At 58.9% G+C, this 5,531-nt stretch carries 3 protein-coding genes and 3 pseudogenes; 3 read left to right on the top strand and 3 right to left on the bottom strand.

Annotated elements, in window-relative coordinates; translation table 11 throughout:
* The coding region (locus I6F16_RS37280) for a transposase (RefSeq protein ID WP_225174745.1) at positions 1 to 267 on the top strand (267 nt) is incomplete at its 5' end.
* A 456-nt stretch (positions 268 to 723) separates the two neighbouring features.
* On the opposite strand, the gene I6F16_RS37275 is transcribed toward I6F16_RS37280, so the two are convergent.
* Both I6F16_RS37275 and I6F16_RS37270 read right to left on the bottom strand, forming a co-directional pair.
* Positions 724 to 1,464 (bottom strand): class I SAM-dependent methyltransferase, encoded by a 741-nt coding sequence (locus I6F16_RS37275; RefSeq protein ID WP_225174744.1) that lies wholly within the window; start codon positions 1,462 to 1,464, stop codon positions 724 to 726.
* Between the two features lie 378 nt (positions 1,465 to 1,842).
* A pseudogene (locus I6F16_RS37270) lies at positions 1,843 to 2,046 on the bottom strand (transposase); the annotation flags it as partial.
* A 240-nt stretch (positions 2,047 to 2,286) separates the two neighbouring features.
* Here I6F16_RS37270 and I6F16_RS37265 point away from each other — a divergent pair.
* On the top strand, positions 2,287 to 3,507 hold the full coding sequence (locus I6F16_RS37265) for an IS110 family transposase (protein WP_225174743.1): 1,221 nt from the start codon (positions 2,287 to 2,289) through the stop codon (positions 3,505 to 3,507).
* A 34-nt stretch (positions 3,508 to 3,541) separates the two neighbouring features.
* Here the strand turns inward: I6F16_RS37265 and I6F16_RS37260 are convergent.
* Positions 3,542 to 4,411: pseudogene (locus tag I6F16_RS37260) on the bottom strand (IS3 family transposase); the annotation flags it as partial.
* Positions 4,412 to 4,694: 283 nt separating this feature from the next.
* On the opposite strand from I6F16_RS37260, the pseudogene I6F16_RS37255 reads away from it, so the two are divergent.
* Positions 4,695 to 5,531, top strand: a pseudogene (locus I6F16_RS37255) (hypothetical protein); the annotation flags it as partial.

Raw genomic sequence — 5,531 nt, 5'->3', positions numbered from 1 at the left:
GGACGGCTGCGGCATGAAATGTTAAACGAGACGCTGTTTACCTCGCTGGCCCAGGCCCGCGTCGTGCTCGGATGCTGGCGCGCCGATTACAACGATGCACGCCCACACTCGCGGCTCGGATGGAAGATCCCGTCCGAGTTCGCAGTCACCTGCCAACCGCGCCGGGATCTGGCGCTGCGCTATGCCGAGGGCTCCGGGCCAGCTCCCGTCGCTACCACCACCCAACCGGGCAAATCCAACAGCCGGAGCGAACTCAGGATTGGATAAAACTTTGGGGGCAAGGTCACGGCCCTTGGCCTCAATGGAGGGATACGGTTCGTCAGCGTCGACGTTCTGCAGAAAGAGCCCAATTTGAAGTTTCTTAGCTGAACAGATGCTCGTTTCGTGAGCTCCTGTTAGGAGTTGCGGCCCGGCGGAGTCCGATCGGCATCTCCAGGTCATCTTGACTGCCTCGAAACGGCGGGCTGACTCGATCACCCCGTCAGAGTTGTTCTGCGTAGATTGTCTGAGATCTCGCCGGATGCGGCGGAGCAGTCTCTGACACCGCTCTTTCGCATTGAAGACACAGCATCACGTTCAGAATTGTCTGCATCACTGGCCTCTCGTTTCGCCGCGCACCATGTCGAAACGATCCCACGGAAGTAATGCCTGGCGCGATTCCCGAGACCCGCGTCGATTTTGTCAGCGTGTGAGCGGTGACGCTGATCATCGATGGGAAATCCCTCAGAGCGGCTTCTTTGTAGCGCTGAGATAGTACTGGGCCCCGAAGGGCAGAGTACCCAGTAGCCAATCCACTTTGGTCAGAAATCTGCCAGCGGGCGGGACTGAAATGATGGTTCGCGTATAGACATCAGTAAAGCCGGCGGCAGCGAAAATGCGACGCAACTTCCCGGGCCGCAACAGGACGGCATCCTTATCAATTTCGCATGTTCTAACGAAGTACTGCATCAGCGGATTGTAGGGATTGTTCTCAAAGACGAGCATTAGACCTCCTGGTGCGGTCACGCGATGCGCCTCAGCAACGAAGCTCGACCATTGGAGCGGCGGAACGTGGTGCATCACGCCCATCGTGAACACCATTGAAAACGTCCCATTTCCGTACGGGAGTCGGCTCCCGTCGTAGGTCGAGTAGCGCACAAAAGAGTGTCGCCTCGCCGCCAACTTGACGCTTTGGGCCGACACCTCCACGCCGTGGAGCTCTTGGAACCTGGCTTTGAGTCCGGGATGATATGCGCCGATTCCACAGCCCAGATCCAGCACACGCAGGCTGGCAATATCGGTGAAATGTCGCTGGGCCAGGCGCAGGATATGTTCGCACTTAATGTCGACGTAAAACGCATGCCCCCGCCCAGTGAAGGCGATCGCCTGATTGATGGTTTCCACGTACGAATCGGCCCAGCCATCGAAATCTTCCGCAACCTTCTCCTGCGTCGTCTGTCTAGGCGTCGAAATCTCTTCGTTCATCGTGTACCGATCCTTTCGGAATGGCTCGAGCTCCACATCGTTTCCCGCTCAAGTCTCGATAGATCAAATGGGGCACGATGAAGATAGCTGGAACCTTTGTCTTCTGAAATCCCAAATGGACGAGTGTAACGCTCACGCGAGGAGAATTGCCCTGATCAGCAGACAGACCTAGCTAGCTTGAACCCAGGAAAAGCAATGTGCTTCCTTGAAGTAGTTATCTCTAGCTAGGCTACCTCGAGGACGTAGAGGGGCCGTTCCAACCGGAGCCTTATAGCTGACCTGAGCCCCACAATCTCCTCCAAGAACTAGTAGAGGACATCACTTTAATGCAGCGAGGCCGAACTTTGGACCATTCAGAACTAGAGTTTTTCGCCGTGATCACGTTGGCGGGCTGGATGCGCCAACGTTGTTTTGCAGCAAAATCGGCGGTCGATTGCCGATCGCGCCATGGGGCCGCTCTTCATTGTAGTATCTGCGCCAAGTCTCCACTTTTTGTTGGGCGTCCGCAAGGGACAGGAACCAGTGAGCGTTGAGGCATTCGGCCCGGAAGCGGCTGTTGAAGGCCTCGATGAACGCGTTATCCGGCATGATGTAGCCGGTGTCCCGTGTTTCCAGACTCGATCTAGCCCATTAGCGTAGACCGATCCGGGCCTCGGGGCACCGGGAGCACGCAACTGCGGGCAGGCCGTCGCACTGACATGAACTGCGAGTTCGAGGTCGTTATCTGGCCGCCCCTGCGACTAGCCCGGATGCGCTGCGAGCGCGGATCCGTAATTGTCGTGTTGCCCGCAGCTCCCTTTCGCACTGACCATGGAGGGAGAGATGCGCATCATTGGCATGGACATCCATCGCGTGGCGGCCGAGGCCGTGGCGCTGCTCGAGGGACATCTAACGAAGCTCGGCCGCATTCCCATGACTCGTGACAGCTTGGAGGCTTTCGCCAGGAAGGAACTCACCCATGATGATCACGTGGTCGTCGAGGCGACTGGCAATGCCGCGGCCGTTGTCGAAGTTCTGGCGCCGTATGTCGACCGTGTTGTCATCGCCAACCCGAAGCAGGTGCGGTTGATCGCGCACGCAAAGATCAAGACGGATGCGATTGATGCCGCCGTGCTCGCGAAGTTGTACGCCACCGGATTTCTTCCGGAGGTCTGGGTACCCGATCAGCGCACTATGGCCCTGCGACGGCAAGTTGCGCGCCGTACGCAGCTCGTGCGTCAGCGGGTACGCTTGAAGAACCTCATTCAGTCGATCCTTCACGCCCACCTCATTCCGCCCTGTCCACACCTCAACCTTGTAGGGATCAGCGGTCGCAGGTGGATCGCCGCCCAGATGGTACCTGCCGACGAGCGTGCCGCAATCGAGCGGCACCTGGCGCAGATCGACCTGATCCAGGGTTCGTTGAAGGAGGTCGAGGCGGAAATCGCGCGTGAAGCGATGTCCGATCCGATCATTCGGCGGCTGATGACGCTCCCGGGTGTGGATATGACGGTGGCTTCGGGCGTGGCCGCGGCCGTCGGCGACATTCGGCGCTTTGCCGATCCGACCAGGCTGGTGAGCTATCTGGGGCTAAACCCGAGCGTAAGGCAGTCTGGCGAGGGCTCCGCCTACCATGGCAGGATCGCCAAGCAGGGCCGCGGCCAAGCTCGCGGAATGCTCGTCGAAGCAGCATGGGCTGTAGCCCGTTCGCCGGGACCGCTGCGTGCATTCTTCCAGCGCGTGGCTTCACGACGCGGCAAGCACATCGCGGCAGTCGCGACGGCGCGGAAGCTGGCGATGATCATCTGGCATATGCTGACCAAGAGCACTGACTGCATCTGGACCAGACCGGCCCTGCTGGCGCGCAAGTTCCGGAGCATCGAACTGCGCGCTGGATTACCCACCAGCCATGCCAAGCGTGGATCGGCCTATGATTACAACATCCCCACGAAGAGGGCTGAGGAACGAGCACGCGTGGAATCCGCCGAGAAGGAGTACACGAGGTTCACGTCACGGTGGCGGGCAAAGCTACGATCCCGACACAGCAAGGCTTTCGCGACATAGGGCTTGCGACATAGGGCTTGTCTACAACATCCGTGTCGGTCGGTTTGCCGGGCCGCGAGAAGTCCAGCGTGACGCCGCGCTGGTAGGCCCACAGGTCAAGATCACGCGACACAAACTCGCTGCCTTGATCGACGCGGATCGTTGCCGGGAACCCCACTTCCTTGCAGGCCCTTTCCAACACCTCCACGACCTCGGTGCCGCGGAAGGTGAATCGCGGCGCCAGCGCCGGCGAGAAGCGGGAGAAGGTATCGATGATCGTAAGGACGCGAAGCTTGTGTCCGCTCGCCAACTGATCATGGACGAAGTCCGTCGCCCAGGTCTCGTTCGATCCCGTCGCCGGCCTGCGATCATCGCGCAGCTTGGCCTTGACCCGGCGCTTCGGCGTTTTGTTGCGTAATTGCAGGCCCAATTCGCGATAGATCCGTCTTGTTCTGGCCATGGCGCCAGCCTTCACGACGCAGCAGCACGTGAACGCGACGATAACCGTAGCGGATGCGAACACGGCAGATCTCCTTGATCTTCTGTTCGAGGGCAGCCTGGCCGGAGCCACGGCACTTGTAGTGGTAGGTCGAGCGGTCAAATTCGAGAGCGTCACAGGCCCTGCGGATCGAGACCTGCCATTCGCTGCGGACCGCGTCGACCAGCATGCGCTTCCGACCAGGCTTCATAGCTTTCGGCGGATCACGTCCTGCAGCATCTCCTTGTCGAGCGACAGGTCCGCGACCAGCTTCTTCAGCTTGCCGTTCTCCTCCTCGAGCTGCTTCAGCCGACGCATCTCGGTCGGCAGCAGCCCGTCATACTTCTTCTTCCAATTGAAATAGGTAGCCTGGCTGATCCCGGCCTCGCGGCAGATCTCCGCCCCTGCAACCCCGTAACGGCCTTGCTTCAGCATGAACGCCTTCTCGGGGGCCGAAACTTTGGGCCCTCATCGATCTTCGCTCCTCCCAGCCGAGGGGATTCGGCAGCGAGAAGTCTAGCGAAAAACGGTCCTTTTGCCGGCCTCAGATCACCGAGCTGATAGGGTCTACCAATTCTTGGAGGAGATTGCGAGGCTCGGGTCAACTAGAAGCTCCTGGGGTTGATATCCATTGGAGGGCCTCCTCGACGAGGCTGGCAGGAAGGCGCCTATGTTAAGGGATAATCACTGTGCCAATGGACGGGCGTTGTTAGTCTTGTTGGATCGGACTTTGATAGCTCTGTCCGCCGGAACTACAATAATCCTTTTCGCTTGGCTATTATACTACAGCAGCTACAGTCTTGATCTCAGAGACGAGGGGTTTTGGCTCAACTTCATCGCGAACCCATTCACCTACACAATCAATGTTCCGCCGACCTTGTTCGGCTTTCTCTATCACTGGCCATATCAGTGGGCTGGTGGCGACATCGCAGGCCTTCGCAGGGCGAACGTCACGATCACCATGGCGCTTGGCTGGATTCTGAGCTTTCTTGTGATCCGACGCCTCTGGACAGTAGCCTGGCCGCATGCAGCGGTGCTGTCGGCAGGCATCGCCAGCCTAGCATTAGCCGCTTTTCCGACCTTGATGCTGCTCACCCCCAACTATTACACACTGAACATTCAATCGGTCTTGATGGTAATGATTGGCTTGCTTCTAGCTGATCGGCCAGGGCGCATGCGCGAGGTCTTGGTATCGATACTGGTGGGCGTTGGGGGCTGGTGCTGCTTCATGGCCAGACCGGCCAGCGCTGCGGCCATTGCCCTCGTTGTCATGCTCTATGTCGTCATTTTGAGCCGAAAGTCGCTGCTGCCCATGCTTGGCGCCGCGCTGGTCGCTTTCGCTCTACTGATTTCCACCTCCTACTTGATCGACGGCGGCATCACCGCGTTCTTGACACGTATGGTAAACGGTGTTGAGGGGATAACCCTGCTGGGCGCCGGGTACAAGGTGTCTCGCATTTTTGAGATCTACTGGCTCACCACCAGTCGCTGGCAACTCGCTATCGCTCTGTTAATGGCGTCGGCCCTTCTACTCAGCATTTCTATGGGATCTACGCACAGGTTGCTC

Source organism: Bradyrhizobium sp. IC4060, from assembly GCF_020193715.1.
Classification (GTDB): domain Bacteria; phylum Pseudomonadota; class Alphaproteobacteria; order Rhizobiales; family Xanthobacteraceae; genus Bradyrhizobium; species Bradyrhizobium yuanmingense.
Note: the sequence above shows the minus strand (reverse complement) of the source record. Positions and strands in the feature narration are given on the sequence as shown.

Bases quoted from the DNA above. Each gene is read 5' to 3' on its own strand.
- I6F16_RS37275 (WP_225174744.1), bottom strand. From the start codon at position 1,464: ATGAACGAAGAGATTTCGACGCCTAGACAGACGACGCAGGAGAAGGTT.
- I6F16_RS37265 (WP_225174743.1), top strand. From the start codon at position 2,287: ATGCGCATCATTGGCATGGACATCCATCGCGTGGCGGCCGAGGCCGTG.